The following is a 22,239-nucleotide window of genomic DNA, read 5'->3' as shown; positions in this document are numbered from 1 at the left end:
GCAGTGTTTTTGCGTGTCAGGCAGGGGGCGCCGCTGCCACTGGGTCGCCATATTTCTCGAGCGTGAGGGCAACCAGGTGCCGCACGTCGAACTTGGCCTCGCACAGCGCACGTGAGCGCTGGCGGGCGGCCGCCGCGAACGCGGTGTCGACCTTCAGCAGCGCGGCGATGAAAGAATGTCCATCGGCCGGCTTGCACAAGTGACCGTTCCAGCCGTCGATCACGGTTTCGCGGCAGCCCGGGGCGTCAGTGGTGACCACCACCTTGCCCAGTGCCAGGGCCTCGATCATCGAGCGCGGCGTGCCCTCGCGGTAGTAGGAGGGCAGCGCCACGATGTCGGCGGCGGCCATGTAGCGCCCGATGTCGTCCTTGAAGCCCAGGTAGTGCACCCCGCAGTCCTTGGCGTAGGCGGCGATGTTCTGGCCCGTGATGCCACTGCCCGAGGCGTTGTCCACCAGGCCCAGATGCATGAAGACGTAGCGGCCTGGCATCAGCCGGTGGATCTGGCGCGCCGCGTCGTAAAAGAGATGGAAACCCTTCTCGCGCACGCCGCGGGCCGGAAAGACCACCAGCGTGCGGTCGCCAAGCGCCGCACCCAGTTCGCCGGACAGAGACAGCCGCGCGTCCTGCACCGCCGCGGGCGATGGCAGGTCGAACTCCTCGAGATCGACGCCCGACCCGTTGGTCAGGATGGCCTTGGCCGGGTTGACGATGCCGTTGTCGACGAAGTAGGCCAGATCGTCCGGGTTTTGGAAGAAGACGTGGTGTGCGAAACGCAGCGCGAAGCGGTACTGGGTGACCAGCGCGAAGCGCAGAATGCGCGATTTCAAGTCGTGGTTGGTGAACAGCGTGCCCAGGCCGGTGATGGTCACCAGACGCGCCCGCACACCGGCCATGCGGGCGGCGAGGGTGCCGTAGATCGCCGGCTTGTGTGTGAAGCTGTGGACGACGTCGGGCGCTTGGCGGCGCAACGCCTGCCGCAGCGCCCACAGCAACCTCAGGTTGCTGCCCAGGCCGACACTGTGGCGCCCGAAGTCCAGCGCTTCGGGCACCATTCCCAGGCCCTCCAGCTTCTCGAAATAGCGGCTGCGGTCGGCGATGGCATGGACCTGGTGACCACGCGCGACGGCGGCTTGGACGATGGGCTTGCGGAACACGTAGAGCGCACCGTCGGTGTTGCAGATCATGCAGATCTTCATGCGACCAGCGCCTTGTGGCTGCGCACCCACTCCTGCAGCATCAGCAGGTTCCACAGCGATAGCGAATGGTTGCGCGTGCCGCTCAGGTGCTCGGACCACAGGCGCTGCACCGGTGCCGGTTCGAGCAGGCCGTCGCGGCGCAGCGCTACCGGGTCGAGCAGGGCATCGGCCCAGGGCTTGAGCGGGCCGCGCAGCCAGGCATCGATGGGGATGCTGAAGCCGCGCTTGGGCCTTTCGAGCAGCGCCCTGGGCACATGGCGTTCGCACAGGCGGCGCAGCGCCCACTTGGTCTGGCCGTCGCGCAGCTTGCAGTCCAGTGGCAGGCGCCAGGCGTATTCGTAGACACGGTGGTCGAGGTAGGGCGCGCGCGTCTCCAGCGATACGGCCATGCTGGCGCGGTCGACCTTGGCCATGATGTCATCGGGCAGGTAGCCCACGGCGTCCAGCGCCATCATCATGGGCACGGCTTCCATCGCTGCGAGTTCGGCCTGGGGCTGGCTGAAGAGGGTGGGGTGCTCGCGCCCGCCCACAACGTAGGCCTCGGGATGCTGCTCGGTCGAGACCAGGCGGCGGAACAACTCGTCGGCGCTGGGACTGTCCATCGCCACCGCACCCTTGTGGACCTTGTCGCCGAAGCCGGCGAAATGGCGCGCGCCCGGGATGAAGGCGCGCAACCGGTCCCAGCCGGCCGGCGATACCGCGCCCAGCGCTGCACCGGCGGCCCGGCGCAGCGGCCGAGGAATGCGGCTCAGGCGGCGCCACATCGACGCCGTGACACGGTAGCGTGTGTAGCCGCCGAAAAGCTCGTCGGCGCCGTCACCCGACAGCGCCACCGTCACCTGCTGGCGCGCCAGACCGCTGACCAGCAGCGTGGGGATCTGCGACGAATCGGCGAAGGGTTCGCAGTAGGCGCTGGCCAGCCGGGGCACGGTGGCCAGCGCATCGGCGGCGGTGACGCGCAGTGCGGTGTGGTCGGTTCCGAGGTGGCGGGCCACCGCCGCAGCGTGCTCCGATTCATCGTAGCGCGCATCGTCGGAACCGATGGTGAAGGTGCGCACCGGCCTGCTGCTGAGCGACTGCATCAGCGCCACCACCGTGGTCGAGTCGATGCCGCCCGAAAGAAAGGCGCCCAGCGGCACATCGGCCATCATCTGGCCCGAGATGCTGCGCCTGAGCACCTGTTCCAGCCCGTCCACCGCCTCGACGGGCGTGACACCCAGCGGCTGCTGCGACGCCGTGCGCGCCACCTCCAGCGCGTTCCAGTAGCGCCGCGGTGGCGTCTCGGCCCCGGCGGCGGTGACGCGAAGGATGCTCCCGGGCAACAGCTTGCTCACGCCCAGGTTGATCGACCATGGCGCTGGGATGTACGAGTGGCGCAGCAGCAGGCAGACCGAGCTGCGGTCGATTTCGCCGGCGAAGGCGGGATGCGCGGCCAGCGCCTTGAGCTCGGAGCCGAACAGGAAGGTCCTGCCCGCCCCCGACCCTTGCCAGCCGTAGTACAGCGGCTTCTCGCCAAGCCTGTCGCGCACCAGCGCAAGTTCGCGGCGCTGGCGATCCCAGACGGCCAGCGCGAACATCCCCACCGTGCGTTCGATGGCGGCGTCCAGTCCCCAGGCGTCGATGGCGGCCAGCAAGCTCTCGGTGTCGGAGTGGCCGCGCCACGCCGGGGCCTGGCCTAGCGCCTGCAACTCCGCACGCATCTCCAGGTGGTTGTAGATCTCGCCATTCAGCACCATCGTGTAGCGCCCACTGGCGGCGACCATGGGCTGGGCACCCGCAGGCGAGAGGTCGACCACCGACAGCCGCCGATGGCCCAGGCCGATGCGGTGCTCGAGGTCGAACCAGACGCCGCTGGAATCGGGCCCGCGGTGGGCGATGCGGGTGGCCATGCGCTCGAGCAACTGTGAGCAGGCCTCGGCCCCCATCGGAGCGCCGCCCAGAAAGCCGGTGATGCCGCACACGGTCAGGCCTCCCCAGCACGCTTGAGCAGTTCGCCCAACCTGGGCCCCACCGCCTGCAGCGAGTAGTCCCGGGCCACGCGGTTCCTGCCCGCCGCACCCAGGCGGTCGCGCAGCGCTGGGTCGACGATGAGGCGCTCGAGGGCGACGGCCCACTCGGTGGCGCTGGAGACCAGGAAGCCGGTCTCGCCTTGTACCGTGACGTTCACGTTGGCCCCTATGGCGGAGGCCACGGTCGGCAGACCGCAGGCCATGTACTGGATGAGCTTGTAGGCGCACTTGCCGCGCTCCCACGGGCTGTCGAAGAGGGGCATGACGCCGATGTCGCAATCGCCGATGGCTTGCGCCTCGGTCTCGGCCGACCAGGGCAGGGCCTCCACCGGCACACCCGGCAGGTCGACCGGATGGGCGCCGATCACGCGCAGCACAAAGCGGTGCCGCGTGGCCAGGCTCGCCAGCGGCGCGGCCAGCAGCGACAGGTATTGCCCGGTCGAGGGTGAGCCGATCCAGACGATGCGCAGCGGCCCCGGGTCTTCCGGCGCCCGCGGCGCGCGCGCTGGATAGCGGTCGAGGTCGACCACCGTGGGCAGGGTCTCGACCCAGCGTGCGCCAGCCGCGCGGGCGCGGTCGCCCAGGTATTCGTTGCCCACCACGACCAGGTGCGCCCGTGCCATCAACTTGTCGACGCGGCGGCCGAACAGGCGGCGCACCCAGGCCGAACCGTGGCGGTCGTAGTTGTGGAAGATCGCGTCGTCGAAATCGAGCACGTAGGGCCGGCGCATCAGGGTCAGTTCCAGCCAGGCCGGCAACCAGGGCAGGGCTTCCTTCTCGATCCACAGGAGTTCCTGCCCGCGGCGGCCCAGCAGGGCGATGCTGCGTCGCAGGTAGGCGCGCAGCAGGGTCAGCGTGCCATAGCCCGCACCGGCGTACTTGCGGCGCAGCAACTCGTCGTCGATGAGCGGGTTGACGCGGCAGTGCAGGCCCTGCGCCTGCAACTGCGGCAGGAACTGCAGCATGCGCAGGCGCGACGAGGCGCCGAGCCGGTCAAAGCGGGGCAGTACCAGGAGGTTCATCGTTCACTCGCGGACCAGCAGGTACCGAACCTCGTAGCAGGGAAAGAGGTAGCAGAAGTTCTCTTCGTACAGCTCGCGCATGTAGTTGCACGAGTTGAACAGGCTGCCGACCAGGCGCTTGATACCCCAGCGGACCGGAAAGCTGCGTGACGACTTGAAGATCAGGTCGACCCGCCTCACGGCCATGGTCGACTGATAGCCGTAGGTGGGTACCTGGCGCGTAAAGGGCGAGCGCTTGGCGTAGTAGGCGAAGGTGTAGAGCCCGAAAAAGCTGCGGTGCGTGGGGTCGGAATAGAAATAGGGGTTCGAGAAATGCGGTGCGACGAACTCGATCGTGCCGACGGGCCTGACCACGCGCGACAGCTCGGCGAGCAGCCGCTCGACGTCCGGCACATGCTCGATGAAGTGATAGGCATAGACGCCCTCCACGCTGCGGTCGGGCAGCGCCGCCAGCGCCTCGTAGACGTCACCGACGAGGTCCACGCCGGGGTAGTCGAGCAAGTCGATGCCGATCGCGTTGGGGTTCTTCTTGCCGTTGCCGCACCCCAGTTCCAGCGTCACGGGGGCGGTGGCCGATGCGCGCCCGAGCACGCCGCGTTTGTCGAACAATGGCATCAGGTCCTCCGCAGGCAATCGGCAAGCAGCCGCCCGTAGGCCACGGCCGTGTTCTCGATGTCGCTCCAGGAGCGGCGCAGCAGGCCCTGCGTCAGACGCAGCGGCAGTTCCACGGCCGTGAGCAGCAGCACGGCCGCCACCTCGGGTGCGCTGAAGTGCTTGCGTGCGTACAGGAAGCGGCTGCGCAGCGAATAGAACAGGCGCGCCGCCTTCACCCGCTCGGAAGAGCCGCCGCCCTTGTGGAAGGCGCTTGCCGTGGCCAGGAAGTACGAGGCATGGCCAAGTTGACGTGCGCGCAGCGACAGGTCCACCTCCTCGAAGTAGACGAAGAAGCGCTCGTCGAAGCCGGCGCAGCGCTTGAACAGGTCGCGGCGGATCAGGAAGAAGGCGCCGATGACCTGATCCACGGGCCCGCTGCCGCCAAGCTCTGCGGCGTCATGTAGGTGGGCCGGAAACGCGCGTGGCCAGAAGCGCGAGATTCGCAGCACGCTTCCCACCATCACGCGCAGTGTCGGGAAGCGCGCCGCCGAGGTCGACGGCAGGCCGGCCTCGTCCACCAGGCGCACGCCGCAGATGCCCACGTCGGCGTGGATCGGATCCTGCATGAAGCGCATTGGCTCGACCAGAGACGACCCGAACAGCCGGGTGTCGGGGTTCAGGAACAGCAAGTAGTCTGCCTTTAGCCCAGCGGCGCCCTGGTTGCAGGCGGCAGCGAAGCCGCGGTTGGCGGCATTGCGCTGCACGCGCAGGGGCAGGCCACAGGCCTCTATGCCTTGCATCGAGTCGTCGCTGGATGCGTTGTCGACCACGACCACGTCTTCCAGGGCGAAGTCCGGGGTCACGGCCGGGCTGATCGAGGCCAGGCACTCCCGCAGTTGGTTGCGGGTGTTCCAGTTGACGATGACGATGGCCAGCGAGGGGGGACGGGTGGGAGGCGGCGGCATCATGAGGGGGAAATGGCCGGTGGCTGGCGGCGGGTCAGCATCAGGCAGATGAGGAACAACTGGATCCAGGTGGCCACGGTCGAGAAGTGCGTTTCCTGGAATCCGACCTGCAGCAGCGGCAGGTAGGAGATGACCAGCAGGATCAGGAGGAACTCGCGTCGCCGGTCGGCCGCGGCCGCGCGGAACAGCCAGCCATGCACGGCGCCTAGGAACATCGGCAGCAGCACCACACCTGCCCAGCCGAAATCGAGGATGTAGTGCAGATAGATCGTGTAGAGATTCGTCAGGTGTGGGACCGGTATGAATTCCTGTACCAGGCTCGGCGGTGGAGGGCTCATGCCCAGGGCGGCGGCGACCGCGTGGAAGATGCGGAAGGTGTTGCTGCCGTGTTCTTCCCCGAAGGGCGAGACCGGATTGTCGGCGATGAACACCGAGAGGGCCGGAATCGAACTGAACAGGTAGTCGGCCAGGTTTAGCAGTGCCTCGCCGGCGTCGTCGTCGGCCTTGCCCAGCGCTCGGCCCATGATCCAGAAGACCGCGAACATCAGCGCCGTGATCGATGCCAGCAGCGTGGCCAGGCGCCGGCGCTGGCCGGCCGGCGGCCCGGCCAGGACATAGGCCATGCCCGTGAGCAGGAAGACGAAGACCACGGGCCCCCGCCCGGTGGACAGCACGGCCATAGCCAACGAGGCGATCAGGAAGAACACGCACAGCAGCTTGTGTTTGAGGCTGGCGTGACCGCGGATCCACAGTACCTGCAGCGCGAGCAGGCCGCTGAGCGCCAGCGGGCTGCCGTACTTAGACAGTCCGTAGATATCCTCGCCGTCGATCGAGATCAGCTTCCTGGCATAGACGAGCCCGATGTCGAAGTCGAGCCCGGCGGTCAAAGTGGAAAAAACGTTGTGTTGCGCCCACAGTGAGAGGGCGACGACAACGGCGACGATTTCGAACCGGCGCGTGCCGACGGGAATGCTCCGCGGCGCGGCGCTTGGCCGCGGCGCAGCATACGCCGCGAACCGGATATGCGTCCCCGTCGTGAATGCCAGGCAGCCCAAGATGACGACGGTCATCGCCTCCAGTGACAACGGCACGAACCGTTCCGAGAAGAACAACAGTCCCGTGATCTGAAACAGCCATATTCCTGAATAGACCACCGCCGGGTGCAGCACGCTGCGCGAGACCAGATAGCTCGTCAGCGTCCACGCGAGGACGACGGCCCAGACGGCAGGGATCATGGGTGCCCCCCCGGCCGGGGTTCGCCTGCCATGGCCATGTCCGGCGGGGCGAGTGCCAGCAGCAAGGCGTCCAGCACCATGCGGCCTGACCAAGTCATGGCCGCACCCAGTACGCCGTACTGCCCTATCAGAAGGTACAGCGTGATCACGAAAAGTGGAAGCTCGACGACGTGCAACTTGGCGGTGACGTCGGCGCGGCCCTTGGCGTGGAGCCGCGCGTAGTACATGGACCCGATCGAGTTGGCAAAGACGCCGATGCACAGGATCTGGCCCACGAGGACGGACTCGGCAGGCAGCCGCGGGCCAATCCACAGCGGCAGCACCGTGGGCAGGGCGAGCGCGATCACCACGGTGATTGCCAGCATCAGTGTCACCACCCGCCGCAGCCAAACCCTGAACACCACTGCGGCCTCGGCGGGGGCCGACTGGTAGAGCGCCGACAGGTTCGGGAAGGCGACGCTGGAAATGGCTCCGGTGACCACGAGCGACTGTGTCACCACCTCGAACGGGATGGTGTATGTCGCGACCGCCTGTGTCGAGATCAGGTTGCCTATGAAGAAGCGATCTGACTGCGTAATCAACGGGCTGACGATGCAACTTAGCGTAAACCAACCCCCGAAAGAAAGCATCTGCCGCCGGAGATCGACCGCCGCGGCGAGATCGGCGCTGGGATCGATGACGGCCAAGTGCCTTTTCAGGTGGGCATTGGCCAGCCTTCGGTAGGCGTAGAGTGCGAGCAACCTCGACAGCAGCAGGCTGCCGACGAGCGCGGCCAGATGTTGCGTGTAGAGGGCGATGCAAAAGGGCCCCAGGAAGTTGGCGACGCCCAGTCCGATGCGCACGAGGCTGATGCCGCGAAACTGTTCGAATGCCTCGTTGACGCCCCTGTAAGTGGCCATCACCACCTGCGCCGGGATGGTCAGCGCCAGCAAGCATGCCGACAGCGTGACCTCCGCGTCTAACGCCGTAGGGTATCGGATGTGGCGGTGCAGGCCCGAGGCCACCGCAAGGGCCAGCAGGGCGGTGCCGACCAGTCCGGCGCGCAACGACATCCTCAGCGCGATGCGCAGCACCAGCGGCACCTGGTCTGTCCGCCCGCCGCCTCTCATGCGGGCGATGGTCAGGGTGGCGGCGCGTCCGATGCCAAGGTCGAACAGCCCGGCGAATCCCATCAGGCCCCAGGCCAGTCCGAGTAAGCCGAAGCGATCCATACCGATGGCTTCGATCAGCGCTGGCAGGGTCAATGCCGCCACTGCTAGCGGCGCCACCAGACCGGCCAGGCTCCAGGCGACGTTACTCGGGCGCATGGCTCGTGCCTGCGGTCCGGGAGGTTGAGGCGAAGACGCCGGCCCGCATCACCCGGGCCGCTGCCCCTGCAAGCGCATGGAGGCACGGATGCGCGTCATCTTCTCCGCGTTGGCCGTGTCGGCCGCTGCGCGGCGCCAGAGATGCCGCGCTACCAGATAGCCGAGCGTCAGCATCAAGGTCGCCAGTGTTACGGTCACGGCCGTCAACGCGCGCTTGGGGCGGCTCTTGCGTTCGGGCGGCCGCGCGGCATCGATAACCTGTATCAGCGGGCCCTCGCGGCTCTCGTCCACGCGCGCTGTCTCGAACTGCCGGGCCATCAACTCGAAAAGGGTCTCCTCGTACTTGAACTCCCGGTACTTGCTGACGTAATCGGGGCCCGACTGGGGCGTGCCAACCTGCTCCACCTGGGCTAATTGCGTCCGCAGGCCTTGCAAGGCCGAAGACTGGAGTTGGACCTCGCGCGCACCCTCCTTGAGATAGCTACGCAGCACCGTGAGATTGACTTCCGCTGCCGCGATCTCAGCTCTCAGGCGTGCAAAACTGTCGGCCGCAGCCTTGGGTTCCGTCTTGATGGCGCCCTGTGAAAAGCCGCTGGCTTGCAGGGCCTGCTGTGCAACAACGAGGCGCTGCTTGCTGCGCTCGAGTTGCTCGCCGAAGAACTTGCGCCGCTGCTGGGCCTCGGTAAGGGCGAGTTCGGTGCTGACGCGCCTGAGTTCGTCGACGTGGGCATTGGCCAGGTCGGCTGCCCGCTTGGGGTCTTCGTCTTCCACGTCGACCGTTATCAGACCGTCCTTCTTGCCAAGCGCGATCTGTACGCTCTTCAGGAGCTTTTCACGCACCTGGTATTGGTAGTCGCGCCGGTAGACCTGCTTGAGATTGAACTTCTCGATCAGGCGGTCCATCACATTGCTGCTTTGCAGCAGGGTCGCGTAGAGGTCTGCTGGGCTCTTGAGGCCGCCACTCCCGCCGGCGATGCCGGCCAGCGCGCCCAGCGACAGCAGGGCCGAGGCCGAGGCGCTCTGCTGCTGCTGCGGGGGCAGGAAGCTGGTTCGCGCGGTGAAGGTGGGCGTGATGGCGTAGGTGGCCAGCAGCGCCGCGATGCCGGCGAGCAACGGCAAGACGATCAGCAGCTTCCAGTTCTCGGCCAGCAGCAGCAGCAGGTCGAGGATTGATATCTCGGCCGGTTCGGGCTCGCCGGCTGGCGCCGCGTCTGTTGGGGAAGGGGTGTCATTCATGGCATGGCTCGCGGCCTTCGGGCCCATCGATTTGTCGCCCCTTTTGTTCGGGGCCTGTCATGGGGCTGCGGCCCTTGGGCGGCGGTGAATGTGGGCTGCGCTTCTGCCCGGCGCAACGACTGGGGAACCGTCGACACGCCGGCCTTCAAGCCGCATGCGTGTGGTGCAGCCTGTCCGCATGCCCGTGCAAGCTGCCTCATCTCCCCAGCGTGTGGATCGCGGCCGCGGTGAGGCCGAAGTTCGAGAGCACCAGGGTCCAGTCCTTCAAACCGCGGACGAAGGCGCTCCAGGGCGTCTCCAGATCGAGCTTCTCGGGCACGATGATGGTATCGCCCTGAGCCAGTTCCATCGATTCGAAGCTGCGCGACAGCCAGCTTTCGTCGCGGTGGTGGACGATGCTGCCGTCGGCGCGGAAGACGAAGGCGTTGTCGGCGTCGGCGACCGGCTCCAGCCCCGCCGCCAGCAGGTACTGGTTGACCGTGCGACCGGGCCGCCACAGCAGCGCGTTGCTGTTCAGAACCGCGCCCACGGTGTAGACGAAGCCGGAGGCGACGGGAACGTGGATGCGGTCGCCGTCCTCGAGCGGTAGATCGGGCATCTTGTCGATGGAATCTATCGAAGGCACCAGCTCGAGCGCGATGCGGCCGCTGGGCTCCAGGTTACGCAGGCGGGCCAGCTGAGTCTGCCGATTCTGTTCTTGCGCCGCAAGCAGGCGCTGGGCCGAACCGTTGTCGTTGGTCGTGGCCATGTTCGCGGCGCTGCGGTTGGCGGCGCGGGCGAGCGTGGATTCGAGCCGCAAGACCGCGTCGTTCAGTGACTGACGCTGCATCGCGCGGGTCGATTCCCGCGTGAACACGGTGCCGAACAAATAGGCCTGGGGCGTCAGCCCGCCAGCGCGTTGCAGCGCCGAGCGCAGTGTTTCATTGGGCCCGATCTGGTAGACGCCGGCGACGTTCACCTCGCCCGAGACGCGGACCAACCGAGTCGCCTTCTCGCGGGGCACGGGGATGTCCTTGACGCCGAAGACCGTGACCACGTCACCCGGCTTGAGTTCGAGGTTATGTTCAGGGTCGCGTGCCAGCACGGCCCGCCCGAGGTTGAAGGGCAGCAGCACGGTGCGCAACGCGGCAGCGTCCAGGCGCTCGACGACGGCGTAGTCCCAGTTGATCTCGGAAAGCAGGTTCTTGACGTCGCCGGCGGCCCGGTCCAGGCTGATGTTGGTGCCCGACTCGAACTGCACCAGCATGTTCTTGCGAATGAAGTAGTCCTGCTGGATGAGCGCTTCGCGTTCCGGAATCAGGTCGGAGATGCGCATCTCCGGCCGATAAGCGTGGCGAAGAGGGGCCGCCACGTTGCCACGCAGGGTGACGGCATTGGCGAACTGCGGCTTGATCTTGAACAGGGTGACGATGTCACCGTCGCGCAACGGTGTTTCCAAGCCGGCTGCATCCAGGGCCCTTTCCTCGATGGTTCGGGGCCGTAACCGTTCGGCACTGTCCACGCGCTCGAGCTGCACCTTGTGCAGGCTGGTCATCGCGCGCAAGTTTCCCGCGTAGGCGAGCACGCGCGAAAGAGGCTCCTGTGCGCTGGCGAGTTCATAGATACCGGGCTGGTCGGTGCTTCCCAGCAGGGCGATGCGAGGGCCCGCCGGCGGAATGACGATCACGTCGCCCGGCAACAGGCGAGCGTCGCCCGTCTTGTCGCCATCGGCAATGAAGCGGTAGAGGTCCAGTGTGGACACCAGCGTGCCGTTGCGGCGCAACTGGATGCCGCGCAGGCTGCCGGTGATGGCAGGCCCCCCCACCTCGAACAGCGCGCTCAGCAGCGTCGACAGGCTGGACACCGTGTAGCTGCCGGGGCGCCTGGCTTGGCCGACGACGAAGATCTGCATCGAGCGCAGTGCTCCAAGCGTGGCGCTGAGTTCGAAGTTCTTGTAGACGCGCGCCACGCGCTGGCGCAGGACCGATTCGAGGTCTGCAGCGCGTGTGCCGGCGACCCGGAAGGTGCCGACGCGGGGCAGGAAGATCTGGCCGTTGCGGTCGACCACGGGCCGCAGTTCGCCATCGACGGCGCCCCAGATCTGCACCAGCAACTCGTCGCCGGGGCCGATCACATAGTCCACCGGGACGGGAACATTGGTGAGCGGGGGATACCGGCGTGCGCTGAAGAGGTCGTAGCCGTGCAGGGACGGCCTCTGGCCACTCGCTTCCAGGACGAAGCGCTGGAATTCGGTGAGCTTGGTGTCGTTTGGCTCGGGCTCGGCCCGGGTGGGTGCCGGACTTTCACCCTGATCGGCCTGCGGTTCGGCCTCGGGCGCAGGTCTCTCCTGATTGGCGCGGCGGCGCGGCGACTCGAGGCGGAATGCGCCCGGTGCAACACGGGTTGGGCCTTCCGCAAAGGCTCCATTCATCGACGAAGCAGCACCGATCTGATCCAGGGGAGCCTGTTCCCTGGCCGGAGATGGCGACTGCGTCAGTGCAACGGAAGTCTGTGCCGAAGCTGCAGCGGCAATGGCGAGCAGCAGGCCACAGCACAGGTTGAGAGGAGTCTGCATCCTGGTGCGTTGGGATTGGCGGGACGAAGCGAATGAAGTTGGGCCGGAGGCGGCCATGACCGGGTGCAGTCGCCCGGCAGGCAAGGGACGCGCAACCTAACAGTCGGCGGGTTGGCTCTTGCCGGTGAAGTGCATCAGAGTATATCGAACGGCCCGCCCGCCCCCGCCCGCCAGAGCCGCCGGGCATGCACCCGCCGTGGCGGGCCGGCGGCTAAGCTTTCAATCCTTGATCAGACGCAGGTATTTAGCAATGTCGCGTCGCTACAATCGCGCCCCGTGCAAACCCTGATCGTCGCTTTCTTCATCTCGGCCCTGCTGACCGGCTGGGTCGTGCATGCCCTGGGCCGGGCCGACAGCGCGACGCTCGACCACGATGTCAGCGGCCCGCAGAAGTTCCACGTCCGCGTCGTGCCCCGCGTCGGCGGTGTCGGCATCCTCTGCGGCCTGTTGGCAGGGGTGCTGCTGCTTGCGTGGCAAGTACCGGGCGCGTTGCAGGTGGGTGCGCTGCTGCTCGTCTGCGCGGGCCCGGCCTTCCTGGCCGGCCTGATCGAAGACCTCACCAAGCGGGTGACGCCGCGCCAGCGCCTGCTGGCCACCGCCGTCTCTGCCGCGCTGGCCTTCTGGCTGCTTGGCGCCCAGATCACGCGCAGCGACATCCCGGGGCTCGATGTCGTGCTGGCCCTGACGGTGGGCGCCTTCGCGGTCACGCTGGTGGCGGTGGCCGGCATCGCCAACTCGGTGAACATCATCGACGGCTTCAACGGTCTGGCTTCGATGTGCGTGGTCATCATGCTGGCGGCCATTGCCTATGTGGCCTTCCAAGTCGACGACGTCGTCGTCGGCACGCTGGCTCTGGCCGGCATCGGCGCCGTGCTCGGCTTCTTCGTCTGGAATTTCCCCGCCGGGCTCATCTTCCTGGGCGACGGTGGGGCCTATTTCCTCGGCTTCTACGTCGCCGAACTCTCAATTCTGTTGCTTACGCGCAACCCCGAGGTCTCGCCGCTGTTCCCGCTGCTGGTCTGCATCTACCCGGTCTTCGAGACCCTGTTCTCCATCTACCGGCGGCGCTTCATCCGCGCCGTGCCGCCGAGCATGCCCGACGGCATCCATCTGCATTCGCTGATCTATCGCCGCCTGCTGCGCTGGGCCGTGGGTGACCGCAGTGCCAAGGCGCTGACGCGCCGCAACTCGATGACCTCGCCCTTCCTCTGGGCGCTGTGCATGATCTCGGTCGTGCCCGCGGTGCTGTTCTGGGACAGCTCGGCAGTGATGGCGCTGGCGTTGGCGGTTTTTGCCATTGGCTACGTGGCACTGTACTGGCGCATCGTGCGCTTCCGGTCGCCGCGCTGGCTGCGCCGACTGGCCAGCCGGCCCATGCCCCTGGCGCCGCGGCGATAATCGCGGCACATGACCGAAACCCCCACCGAAGCCGAAGCGGCACCCGTCGAGCAGCCTGCGCCGCTGTTCAACACCCTGGCGCTGGACGCCAAACTCCTGCGTGCGGTGGCCGAATCCGGCTATACCGCGATGACGCCGATCCAGGCCAAGGCCATCCCCCTGGTACTGGACGGCCGCGACATCATGGGCGCGGCCCAGACCGGCACCGGCAAGACCGCTGCCTTCACGCTGCCGCTGCTGCAGAAGATGCTGCGCCACGAGAACGCCAGCATGTCGCCGGCCCGCCACCCTGTGCGCGCCCTGGTGCTGGCGCCGACGCGCGAACTGGCCGACCAGGTGGCCGACAACGTCGCCAAGTACGCCAAGTACACGCAGCTGCGTTCCACCGTCGTCTTCGGCGGCATCGACATGAAGCCGCAGACGCTGCAGCTCAAGGCCGGCGTCGAGGTGCTGATCGCCACGCCGGGCCGCCTGCTCGACCACATCGAGGCCAAGAATGCGGTGCTCAACCAGGTCGAGTACGTGGTGCTCGACGAAGCCGACCGCATGCTCGACATCGGCTTCCTGCCCGATCTGCAGCGCATCCTGTCCTTCCTGCCCAAGGAGCGCCAGACGCTGCTGTTCAGCGCCACCTTCTCGCCCGAGATCAAGCGCCTGGCCAACAGCTACCTGCAGAACCCGCTGCTGGTGGAGGTGGCACGGCCCAACGCCACGGCCACCAATGTCGAGCAGCGCTTCTACAGCGTCACCGACGACGACAAGCGCGCCATCGTGCGCCAGATCCTGCGCACCCGTGCGTTGACCCAGGCCCTGGTCTTCGTCAACTCCAAGCTGGGTGCGGCGCGCCTGGCGCGTTCCTTCGAGCGCGACGGCCTCAAGACGCAGGCCCTGCACGGTGACAAGAGCCAGGACGAGCGGCTCAAGGCGCTGTCGGCCTTCAAGGCCGGCGAGGTCGACCTGCTGGTGGCCACCGACGTGGCGGCGCGTGGCCTCGACATCACCGACCTGCCGGCGGTCTTCAATTTCGACGTGCCCTTCCACGCCGAAGACTATGTGCACCGCATCGGCCGCACCGGCCGCGCCGGCGCCTCGGGCCTGGCGGTGACGTTGGTGACGCGCGACGATGCGCGCATGGTGGGCGACATCGAGCGCCTGATCAAGAAGAAGATCGATCTTGAGCCTTTCGAGCTGGAAGATGATCGCCCGCTGCGCCGTCCGCCGCGCCGGCGTGACGACGAAGAGGCCGAGCGCGCCCCGGTGCGCGACCGCGATACGCCGGTCTATGTCGCCGAGCGCCCCCCGCGCCGCGCCACGCCCGCCTCCGATCCCTTCTTCGACAAGCCCTATGAGCCGCCCGCGGCCGGCGGCGATGCGCCCGCCTGGGAAGCCACGGTGCGCGCCCCGGTGCCGGCGCCGACGCGCGGGCTCTCACCCAATATCCGGCCCAAGAAGAAGGTGGCCTCGCTGCTGGGCGGCGGGCACTAGCCTTTCTGGTCTAGCCGGCGAGAAGGCAGAACACCGCCGGCAGCTTGTCCGGCAGGGCCTGGGGCCGTGCCCGCCAGGCCGAGACGCGATCACTTCGCGTCCAGCCCGCTACCAGCGTCAGGCCGCAGCTGATGGACAGGCGAGTGGCCGGCGCCAGCGCTTCCAGCGCCGTGGCCAGCAACGCCGCGTTGCGATAGGGCGTCTCGATCAGGATCTGGGTCTGGCCCAGCCGGCGCGACAGCGCCTCCAGCTCGCGCAACCTGAGCGCGCGTGCAGCCGGCTCCTGGGGCAGATAGCCGACGAAGGCAAAGCTCTGCCCGTTCATGCCGCTGGCGGCCAGGGCCAGCAGCAGTGAACTCGGCCCCGGCAGCGGCAGCACCGTGAGGCCGGCCTCGTGCGCCGCTGCCACCAGCAGGGCGCCAGGGTCGGCCACCGCGGGCAGGCCGGCCTCGGAGACAAGGCCGATGTCGTGGCCGTCCAGCGCCGGCTGCAGCAGCGCCGCCCATTCGGCCGCCGGCACCGCCTCGCGGCTGCCCTTGCGCGGGCGCGGCAGCTCCTTGATCGCGATCTGCTGCAAGGGCAGGGCGAGCGGAAAGTGGGCGCCGACGCGCTTGAGCAGGGCGCGGGCGCTGCGCGCGTCCTCGGCCACCCAGTGCGCGAGCGCCGCCGCGCGCTGCATCACGCCGGCGGGCAGGATGTCGGCCAGCGGCACCTCGTCGGCGCCGAGGTCCAGCGCATTGGGCATCAGCACCAGGTTGCCGCGGCTCGTCATGGCTGCGTCGCCTGCAACGGGTCAAGCCCGGCTTCGCGCAGCAGCTGACAGGTGCGTATCAGCGGCAGGCCCACCAGGGCCGTGGGGTCGTCGCTCTCGATGGCTTCGAGCAAGGCGATGCCCAGGGTCTCGCACTTGGCGCTGCCGGCGCAGTCATAGGGTTGCTCCAGGCGCAGGTAGGTTTCGATCTCGGCATCGGTCAGTTCGCGAAAGCGCACCGCCACCGGGGCCAGCAGCACCCGGCTATAGCCGGAGTCGCCCTGCACCACGGCCACCGCAGTCTGGAAGCTCACCTTGCGGCCGCGCATCAGGCGCAGCTGCGCGGTGGCGCGCTCGTGCGTGCCCGGCTTGCCTATGGGCCGGCCATCGAGCTCGGCCACCTGGTCGGAACCGATCACCACGGCCTCGGGCCGCTGGGCCGCCACCGCCTGCGCCTTCGCCAAGGCCAGGCGCAGGGCCAGCGCTGCCGGGGCTTCCCCCGCCAGCGGTGTCTCGTCGACCTGGGGCGAGACCACCTCGAAGGGCAGGCGCAGGCGTTCGAGAAGTTCGCGCCGGTAGCGCGAGGTCGAGGCCAGGATGAGGGGCGGGGATGTCGGCATCACCGGATTGTCAACGGATCGGCTCGCTACACTGCCAGGCATGTGGACCTTGTACGGATCGAACGGCTCGGGCTCGGCAGCGGTGGAGATGGCGCTGCAGCGCTGCGGCGTGGCCTGGCGCCTGATGCATGCCTCGAGCTGGGAAGATGCCTCGGCGCGTGGCGAGTTGCGCGCCGCCAATCCGCTGGAGCAGATCCCGACCCTGGTGGCCGACGGCGGCGCCGCGCTCACCGAGAGTGCCGCCATCCTCATCCACCTGGGCCTGGCCTACCCGGCCTCGGGCCTGTTGCCTGCCGACGCGACCGCGCGTGCCCAGGCCCTGCGCGGCCTGGTCTTCATCGCCGCCAACTGCTATGCCGCCATCGGCGTGATCGACTACCCCGAGCGCTGGTGCCTGGACGGCGATGCGCCGCTTCACGACAAGGTGCGTGCCGGCGCCCGTGCGCGCCTGCATCGCTACTGGGAGATGTTCGCCGATCTGTTCGGCGCCGAGCCCTTCCTCGGCGGCCCCGAGCCGGGTGCGCTGGACCTGCTGGCGGCGGTGGTCTCGCGCTGGTCAGGTGCGCGTGCGCATCTGAAGGCACAGAGGCCGGCCTTCCACGCGACGCTGGCCCGCATCGAATCGCATCCGGCGCTGGCGCCTGTCGTCCAGCGCCACTGGCCGGGCTGAACACCATGAGAGATCGCCGCGACCCCACCGCGCTGGACATTGCCGCGCTCTGCCGCGAAGGCGAGGCCCTGGAAGGCCGCCTGGCGCTGACGCCGCTCGAGCGCCTGACCGGCAGCCTGTTCGGCGCCGTGGCGCCAGGCGCCGAGGCGGCCTGGTCGGCCCAGGCGAGCCAGGAGCCGGTGGCCGGCGGCGAGCCCGAGCGCTGGCTGCACCTGCAGGCGCGGGCCGAGGTGCGTCTGCAATGCCAGCGCTGCCTCGAGGCGCTGCAGCAGCCGCTGGAGGTGGACCGCCGCTACCGTTTCGTGCGCGACGACAAGCTGGCCGAGCAGCTTGACGAGGAGATCGAGGACGATGTGCTGGCGCTGCCGCCGCGGCTGGATCTGCTGGAGCTGATCGAGGACGAGCTGATCCTCGCCCTGCCCATCGTGCCGCGCCACGAAGGCGAATGCCCGCGCCCGCTGCCGCAACCGGCGGCGGTGGCCGAAGTGGCGGCGCCCAACCCCTTTGCCAAGCTGGCCGAACTGCGCCGCCCCGCACCTGCCGCCGATTCCGACGACGGGGCAAAGTGAGCCGCCCTGCCTGCCGGTGCTATACTGGTGGGCTTTGCGAAGGACGCGGCCGGCTGGCCTGCAGTTTCTTTTCGCATCCACCAGCGTTGGGTCGGCGTGTTCCCCTGTCGCTGCAGGCACCGATTGCGGCCGGCCACCGGCCGCGCTACTGTCGGCCCCGTCCTGCGGCGCACCGTCGTCAGCGCGCCCAGACTCCAGGAGATTTTCATGGCCGTCCAGCAGAACAAGAAGTCGCCTTCCAAGCGTGGCATGCACCGCTCGCACAATGCCGTGGCTGCGCCCGGCACCGCGGTCGAGTCGACCACCGGCGAAGTGCATCTGCGCCACCACATCAGCCCCACCGGCTTCTACCGCGGCCGCAAGGTTCTCAAGACCAAGGTCGACGCCTGAGCGGCAGCAGCGCTTGCGCGTTGATGGCTGCTGCAGTCGCGCGCATGCAGGCCTGGGCCTTCGGGCCCCTGCAGGTCGCGCTGATTGCCCCGAGCACTGAACACCGTGGCCGTTGACTTGGCGCGGGACGCGGGCACCTTGCCCCTGTCCACGGTGCGCATCGCCGTCGACGTGATGGGCGGCGACCACGGCGCACCCGTCGTGCTGCCGGCCTGCCTGGCCTTCCTTGAAAAGCATCCCCAGGCCGAATTGGTGCTGGTCGGCTCGGCGGCCGTGCTGGCGCCGACGCAGACCTGGGCGCGCTGCACCACGGTCATCACGACCGAGGTCGTGGCCATGGACGACCCGGTCGAGGTGGCGCTGCGCAAGAAGCGCGATTCCTCGATGCGCGTGGCCATCAACCAACTCAAGAGCGGTGCTCACGCCTGCGTCTCGGCCGGCAACACCGGCGCGCTGATGGCGCTGGCGCGCTTTCTGCTGAAGACGCTGGACGGCATCGACCGCCCGGCCATCGCCACCGTGCTGCCCAACCGACTCGACGGCCACACCACGGTGCTCGACCTCGGTGCCAATGTCGACTGCACGCCCGAGCACCTGCTGCAGTTCGCCATCATGGGCAGTGCCCTGGTGGCGGCGGTCGAGGGCATGGCCGAGCCCAAGGTGGGCCTGCTCAATATCGGCGAAGAGGCCATCAAGGGCAGCGAGACCATCAAGCGCGCCGGCGAACTGCTGCGCGAGGCGGGCGAGCAAGGCCTCATCAATTTCGTCGGCAACGTCGAAGGCAATGACATCTTCAAGGGCACGGCCGATGTCGTGGTCTGCGACGGCTTCGTCGGCAACGTCATGCTCAAGACCACCGAGGGACTGGCCTCGATGCTGAGCGACTTCATCAAGCAGGAGTTCATGCGCGGCCCGCTGTCCAAGCTGGCGGCCGTGATTGCGTTGCCGGTGCTCAATCGATTCAAGCGCCGCGTCGACCCGCGCCGCTACAACGGTGCTGCATTGCTGGGTCTGCGCGGACTGGTCTTCAAGAGCCACGGTTCGGCCGACGCGCTGGCCTTCGAGAACGCCTTGGCGCGGGCGTATGATGCCGCGCGCAACCGGCTGCTCGACCGCGTCCATGACCGCATCGGCGCGGCCCTGCAGTCCCGTCCGCGGGACGCCACGCCGGGTGACACCGGCGCTCAACAAGCCGCATGAACCAGCCCTCGCCCACCGCGCCCCGCTACGCCCGCATCACCGGCACCGGCAGTTACCTGCCGCCGCGGCGGCTGAGCAATGCCGACATGACGGCCCTGCTGGCCGAACGCGGCGTCGAGACCAGCGACGAATGGATCGTCGAGCGCACCGGCATCCGCGCCCGCCACTTTGCAGCCGCCGGCGTGTGCAGCAGCGACCTCGCCGTGCATGCCTGCCGCCACGCGCTCGAAGCCGCCGGCCGCAGCGCCGACGATGTCGACCTCATCATCGTTGCCACGTCGACGCCGGACATGGTGTTCCCGTCCACCGCCTGCTTCCTGCAGCACAAGCTCGGCATCAGCGGGTGCCCCGCCTTCGACCTGCAGGCAGTGTGTGCCGGCTTCGTCTACGCGCTCACGGTGGCCGACGCCATGGTCCGCGCCGGCAGCGCCCGCTGTGCGCTGGTGGTGGGTGCCGAGGTCTTCTCGCGCATCCTCGACTTCAATGACCGCGGCACCTGCGTGCTCTTTGGCGACGGCGCCGGCGCCGTCGTGCTCGAAGCCAGCGACGAGCCTGGCATCGTCGCCACCGACCTTCATGCCGACGGCCGCCACAGCGGCATCCTGTGCGTGCCGGGCACGGTTTCCGGTGGCCAGGTGCTGGGCGATCCGCTGCTCAAGATGGACGGGCAGGCGGTGTTCAAGCTCGCCGTGGGCGTGCTCGAAAGCGCGGCCCGTGCGGTGCTCGAGAAATCCGGCCGCAGCGAGGCCGACATCGACTGGCTGATCCCGCACCAGGCCAATATCCGCATCATGCAGGGCACGGCGCGCAAGCTGAAGCTGCCGCTGGAGCGCGTCGTCGTCACCGTGCACGAGCATGGCAACACCTCGGCTGCCTCGGTGCCGCTGGCGCTGGATGCGGCGGTGCGTGCCGGCCGCGTCAAGAAGGGTGAGACCCTGCTGCTCGAAGGCGTGGGCGGCGGCTTCACCTGGGGCGCGGTGCTGGTCGACTTCTGAGCCCACTCCCGTTCAAAGCCATGCATCCATTCGCTTTCGTCTTTCCCGGCCAGGGCTCGCAGTCCGTCGGCATGCTCGACGCCTGGGGTGACCACCCGGCCGTCGTCCAGACCCTGGCCGAGGCCGCTGCCGCCTTGGGCGAAGACATCGCCGGCCTCATCCGCCAGGGCCCGAAAGAGGCGCTCGAACTCACCACCAACACCCAGCCGGTGATGCTGACCGCGGCCATCGCCTGCTGGCGCGCCTGGCGGGCCGAGGGCGGCCCTGAGCCGGCTGCGGTGGCCGGCCATTCGCTGGGCGAGTACAGCGCCCTGGTCGCCGCGGGTGCGCTGACGCTGGCCGACGCGCTGCCCCTGGTGCGGCTGCGCGCCCAGGCCATGCAGCAGGCGGTGCCGGTGGGCGCAGGCGCCATGGCCGCCATCCTGGGCCTGGACGCGGCCCAGGTGCGCGCCGGCTGTGCCGAGGTCGCGGCGGCCACCGGCGAGGTCGTCGAGCCGGCCAATTTCAATGATCCCAAGCAGACCGTCATCGCCGGCAGCAAGGCCGGTGTCGATGCCGCCTGCGACAAGCTCAAGGCCATGGGCGCCAAGCGGGCGCTGCCGCTGGCGGTGTCGGCGCCCTTCCATTCGTCGCTGATGAAGCCGGCGGCCGAGGTGCTGCGCGAGCGTCTGGTGGCGGTGGCCATCGCCACGCCGCGCATCCCGGTCGTCAACAACGTCGATGTCGCCGCGCCAGCCGAACCCGACGCCATCCGCGATGCGCTCTACCGCCAGGCCTATGGGCCCGTGCGCTGGGTTGAACTGACGCAGGCGCTGCGAGCGCGCGGCCTGGCCCACATCTTCGAGTGCGGACCGGGCAAGGTGCTCTCGGGCCTGGTCAAGCGTGTCGATGCCAGCATCGTCTCGACCACCGTGCTCGATCCGGCCAGTCTGCAGCAGGCCAAGGAGTTGCTGGCATGAGCGAGGTGCAGGCAGTTCAACCCGCCCAGGTGGCCCTGGTCACTGGCGCCTCGCGCGGCATCGGTCGCGCCATCGCCAAGGCGCTGGCCGAGGCCGGCCTGCGTGTCGTCGGCACGGCCACCAGCGAGAGCGGCGCCGCCGGCATCGGCGAGGCGCTGGCCGCCTTTGCGGGCTGCCGCGGCATCGTGCTCGACGTGACCGACGCCGCCGCGCTCGACGCCACGATAGAAGGCATCGCCAAGGAAATGGGCGGCCTGCATGTGCTGGTCAACAACGCCGGCATCACGCGCGACACGCTGTCCATGCGCATGAAGGACGAGGACTGGGACGCGGTGGTCGACACCAACCTCAAGGCCGTGTTCCGCGCCTGCCGCGCCGCCACCAAGCCGATGATGCGCCAGCGTTACGGCCGCATCGTCAACATCACCTCGGTGGTGGGCGTGAGCGGCAATGCCGGCCAGGCCAATTACGCCGCGGCCAAGGCCGGCGTGGCCGGCATGACGCGCTCGATGGCGCGCGAACTCGGCGCGCGCAACATCACCGTCAACTGTGTTGCGCCCGGCTTCATCGCCACCGACATGACCGAAGGCCTGCCCGAAGCCGCCCGCGCCGCGATGCTGGCCAGCATCCCGCTCGGCCGCCTCGGCAGCGCCGAGGAAGTGGCGCACGCGGTCGCCTTCCTGGTGTCACCCAGGGCGGCCTACATTACCGGCACCGAGTTGCACGTCAACGGCGGCATGGTCATGAGCTGAGCGCCGCGAGGTGCCAAGTTTTCCGGCGCCCGCCCGGCCGGTAGAATCCCGGGCTGTTTTTCCGATCCCACTCCTGGAGGAGTCATGAGCGATATCGAAGCGCGAGTCAAGAAGATCATTGCCGAACAACTCGGCGTTCCCGAGTCCGACGTCACCAACGAGAAGGCCTTCGTGGCCGACCTCGGTGCCGACTCGCTGGACACCGTCGAGCTGGTGATGGCCCTCGAGGACGAGTTCGGGATCGAAATCCCCGACGAAGAGGCCGAGAAGATCACCACCGTGCAGTTGGCGATCGACTACGCGGTCAACAACCAGAAGGCCTGATCCCGC

21 protein-coding genes are annotated in these 22,239 nt (G+C 68.3%); 10 read left to right on the top strand and 11 right to left on the bottom strand.

The genetic code is table 11. The annotated features are described in order from the left end of the window. Nucleotides 1–16: 16 nt before the first annotated feature. From JMV16_RS06090 to JMV16_RS06050, 9 genes are all read right to left on the bottom strand, one after another. Nucleotides 17–1,198, bottom strand: coding sequence for a glycosyltransferase family 4 protein (locus JMV16_RS06090; protein WP_201493293.1), 1,182 nt, complete (start codon nucleotides 1,196–1,198; stop codon nucleotides 17–19). After that, nucleotides 1,195–3,159, bottom strand: coding sequence for an asparagine synthase (glutamine-hydrolyzing) (gene asnB / locus JMV16_RS06085; RefSeq protein WP_201493292.1), 1,965 nt, complete (start codon nucleotides 3,157–3,159; stop codon nucleotides 1,195–1,197). Before asnB ends, JMV16_RS06090 begins: the two co-directional genes overlap by 4 nt. A 2-nt stretch (nucleotides 3,160–3,161) precedes the next feature. Next, a complete protein-coding gene (locus JMV16_RS06080) occupies nucleotides 3,162–4,229 on the bottom strand; it encodes a glycosyltransferase family 4 protein (RefSeq protein ID WP_201493291.1) in 1,068 nt (355 codons plus the stop codon). A gap of 3 nt (nucleotides 4,230–4,232) precedes the next feature. Continuing rightward, nucleotides 4,233–4,844 (bottom strand): methyltransferase domain-containing protein, encoded by a 612-nt coding sequence (locus JMV16_RS06075; protein WP_201493290.1) that lies wholly within the window; start codon nucleotides 4,842–4,844, stop codon nucleotides 4,233–4,235. After that, nucleotides 4,844–5,791: a glycosyltransferase family 2 protein gene (locus tag JMV16_RS06070; RefSeq protein ID WP_201493289.1), complete on the bottom strand. Its 948-nt coding sequence runs from the start codon at nucleotides 5,789–5,791 to the stop codon at nucleotides 4,844–4,846. Before JMV16_RS06070 ends, JMV16_RS06075 begins: the two co-directional genes overlap by 1 nt. After that, entirely contained in the window at nucleotides 5,788–7,023 is a 1,236-nt protein-coding gene (locus JMV16_RS06065) for an O-antigen polymerase (RefSeq protein WP_201493288.1), read from the bottom strand. Before JMV16_RS06065 ends, JMV16_RS06070 begins: the two co-directional genes overlap by 4 nt. Next, the gene (locus JMV16_RS06060) at nucleotides 7,020–8,330 is read right to left on the bottom strand and encodes an oligosaccharide flippase family protein (RefSeq protein ID WP_201493287.1); all 1,311 of its coding nucleotides are present in this window, start codon (nucleotides 8,328–8,330) and stop codon (nucleotides 7,020–7,022) included. The genes JMV16_RS06065 and JMV16_RS06060 overlap by 4 nt, the downstream gene beginning before the upstream one ends. Nucleotides 8,331–8,378: 48 nt before the next feature. Next, nucleotides 8,379–9,593, bottom strand: coding sequence for a Wzz/FepE/Etk N-terminal domain-containing protein (locus tag JMV16_RS06055; RefSeq protein WP_236580382.1), 1,215 nt, complete (start codon nucleotides 9,591–9,593; stop codon nucleotides 8,379–8,381). A gap of 169 nt (nucleotides 9,594–9,762) precedes the next feature. After that, entirely contained in the window at nucleotides 9,763–12,177 is a 2,415-nt protein-coding gene (locus JMV16_RS06050) for a polysaccharide biosynthesis/export family protein (RefSeq protein WP_201493286.1), read from the bottom strand. A 219-nt stretch (nucleotides 12,178–12,396) separates the two neighbouring features. On the opposite strand from JMV16_RS06050, the gene JMV16_RS06045 reads away from it, so the two are divergent. Together JMV16_RS06045 and JMV16_RS06040 are read left to right on the top strand one after the other, a co-directional pair. Beyond that, on the top strand, nucleotides 12,397–13,518 hold the full coding sequence (locus tag JMV16_RS06045; RefSeq protein ID WP_201493285.1) for an MraY family glycosyltransferase: 1,122 nt from the start codon (nucleotides 12,397–12,399) through the stop codon (nucleotides 13,516–13,518). 9 nt (nucleotides 13,519–13,527) lie between these two features. After that, nucleotides 13,528–15,003 carry a DEAD/DEAH box helicase gene (locus tag JMV16_RS06040; RefSeq protein ID WP_201493284.1) on the top strand — a complete coding sequence of 492 codons (1,476 nt, stop codon included), beginning with the start codon at nucleotides 13,528–13,530 and terminating at the stop codon, nucleotides 15,001–15,003. Between the two features lie 10 nt (nucleotides 15,004–15,013). Here JMV16_RS06040 and JMV16_RS06035 read toward each other — a convergent pair whose 3' ends face one another. Then, nucleotides 15,014–15,775, bottom strand: coding sequence for an SAM-dependent methyltransferase (locus JMV16_RS06035; protein ID WP_201493283.1), 762 nt, complete (start codon nucleotides 15,773–15,775; stop codon nucleotides 15,014–15,016). Next, the gene (locus JMV16_RS06030) at nucleotides 15,772–16,374 is read right to left on the bottom strand and encodes a Maf family nucleotide pyrophosphatase (RefSeq protein WP_201493282.1); all 603 of its coding nucleotides are present in this window, start codon (nucleotides 16,372–16,374) and stop codon (nucleotides 15,772–15,774) included. The genes JMV16_RS06035 and JMV16_RS06030 overlap by 4 nt, the downstream gene beginning before the upstream one ends. A 40-nt stretch (nucleotides 16,375–16,414) precedes the next feature. Between JMV16_RS06030 and JMV16_RS06025 the strand changes: the two genes are divergently transcribed. From JMV16_RS06025 to acpP, 8 genes are all read left to right on the top strand, one after another. After that, nucleotides 16,415–17,044 (top strand): glutathione S-transferase family protein, encoded by a 630-nt coding sequence (locus JMV16_RS06025; RefSeq protein WP_201493281.1) that lies wholly within the window; start codon nucleotides 16,415–16,417, stop codon nucleotides 17,042–17,044. Between the two features lie 5 nt (nucleotides 17,045–17,049). Next, nucleotides 17,050–17,613, top strand: a complete 564-nt coding sequence (locus tag JMV16_RS06020; protein WP_201493280.1) for a YceD family protein — start codon at nucleotides 17,050–17,052, stop codon at nucleotides 17,611–17,613. Between the two features lie 207 nt (nucleotides 17,614–17,820). Continuing rightward, on the top strand, nucleotides 17,821–18,003 hold the full coding sequence (gene rpmF / locus JMV16_RS06015; RefSeq protein WP_201493279.1) for a 50S ribosomal protein L32: 183 nt from the start codon (nucleotides 17,821–17,823) through the stop codon (nucleotides 18,001–18,003). A 153-nt stretch (nucleotides 18,004–18,156) separates the two neighbouring features. Continuing rightward, a complete protein-coding gene (gene plsX / locus JMV16_RS06010) occupies nucleotides 18,157–19,203 on the top strand; it encodes a phosphate acyltransferase PlsX (protein ID WP_411565011.1) in 1,047 nt (348 codons plus the stop codon). Further along, entirely contained in the window at nucleotides 19,200–20,198 is a 999-nt protein-coding gene (locus JMV16_RS06005) for a beta-ketoacyl-ACP synthase III (protein WP_201493278.1), read from the top strand. The genes plsX and JMV16_RS06005 overlap by 4 nt, the downstream gene beginning before the upstream one ends. Before the next feature lie 20 nt (nucleotides 20,199–20,218). Beyond that, nucleotides 20,219–21,157 carry an ACP S-malonyltransferase gene (gene fabD / locus JMV16_RS06000; protein WP_201493277.1) on the top strand — a complete coding sequence of 313 codons (939 nt, stop codon included), beginning with the start codon at nucleotides 20,219–20,221 and terminating at the stop codon, nucleotides 21,155–21,157. Next, nucleotides 21,154–21,909 carry a 3-oxoacyl-ACP reductase FabG gene (fabG, locus tag JMV16_RS05995; RefSeq protein WP_201493276.1) on the top strand — a complete coding sequence of 252 codons (756 nt, stop codon included), beginning with the start codon at nucleotides 21,154–21,156 and terminating at the stop codon, nucleotides 21,907–21,909. The genes fabD and fabG overlap by 4 nt, the downstream gene beginning before the upstream one ends. Nucleotides 21,910–21,993: 84 nt before the next feature. After that, a complete protein-coding gene (acpP, locus tag JMV16_RS05990) occupies nucleotides 21,994–22,233 on the top strand; it encodes an acyl carrier protein (RefSeq protein WP_201493275.1) in 240 nt (79 codons plus the stop codon). Nucleotides 22,234–22,239 lie beyond the last annotated feature (6 nt).

The organism is Rubrivivax sp. A210, assembly GCF_904426505.1.
Classification (GTDB): domain Bacteria; phylum Pseudomonadota; class Gammaproteobacteria; order Burkholderiales; family Burkholderiaceae_C; genus Rubrivivax.
The sequence above is the reverse complement of the archived record's forward strand: the minus strand, read 5'-3'. Positions and strand labels throughout refer to the sequence as shown.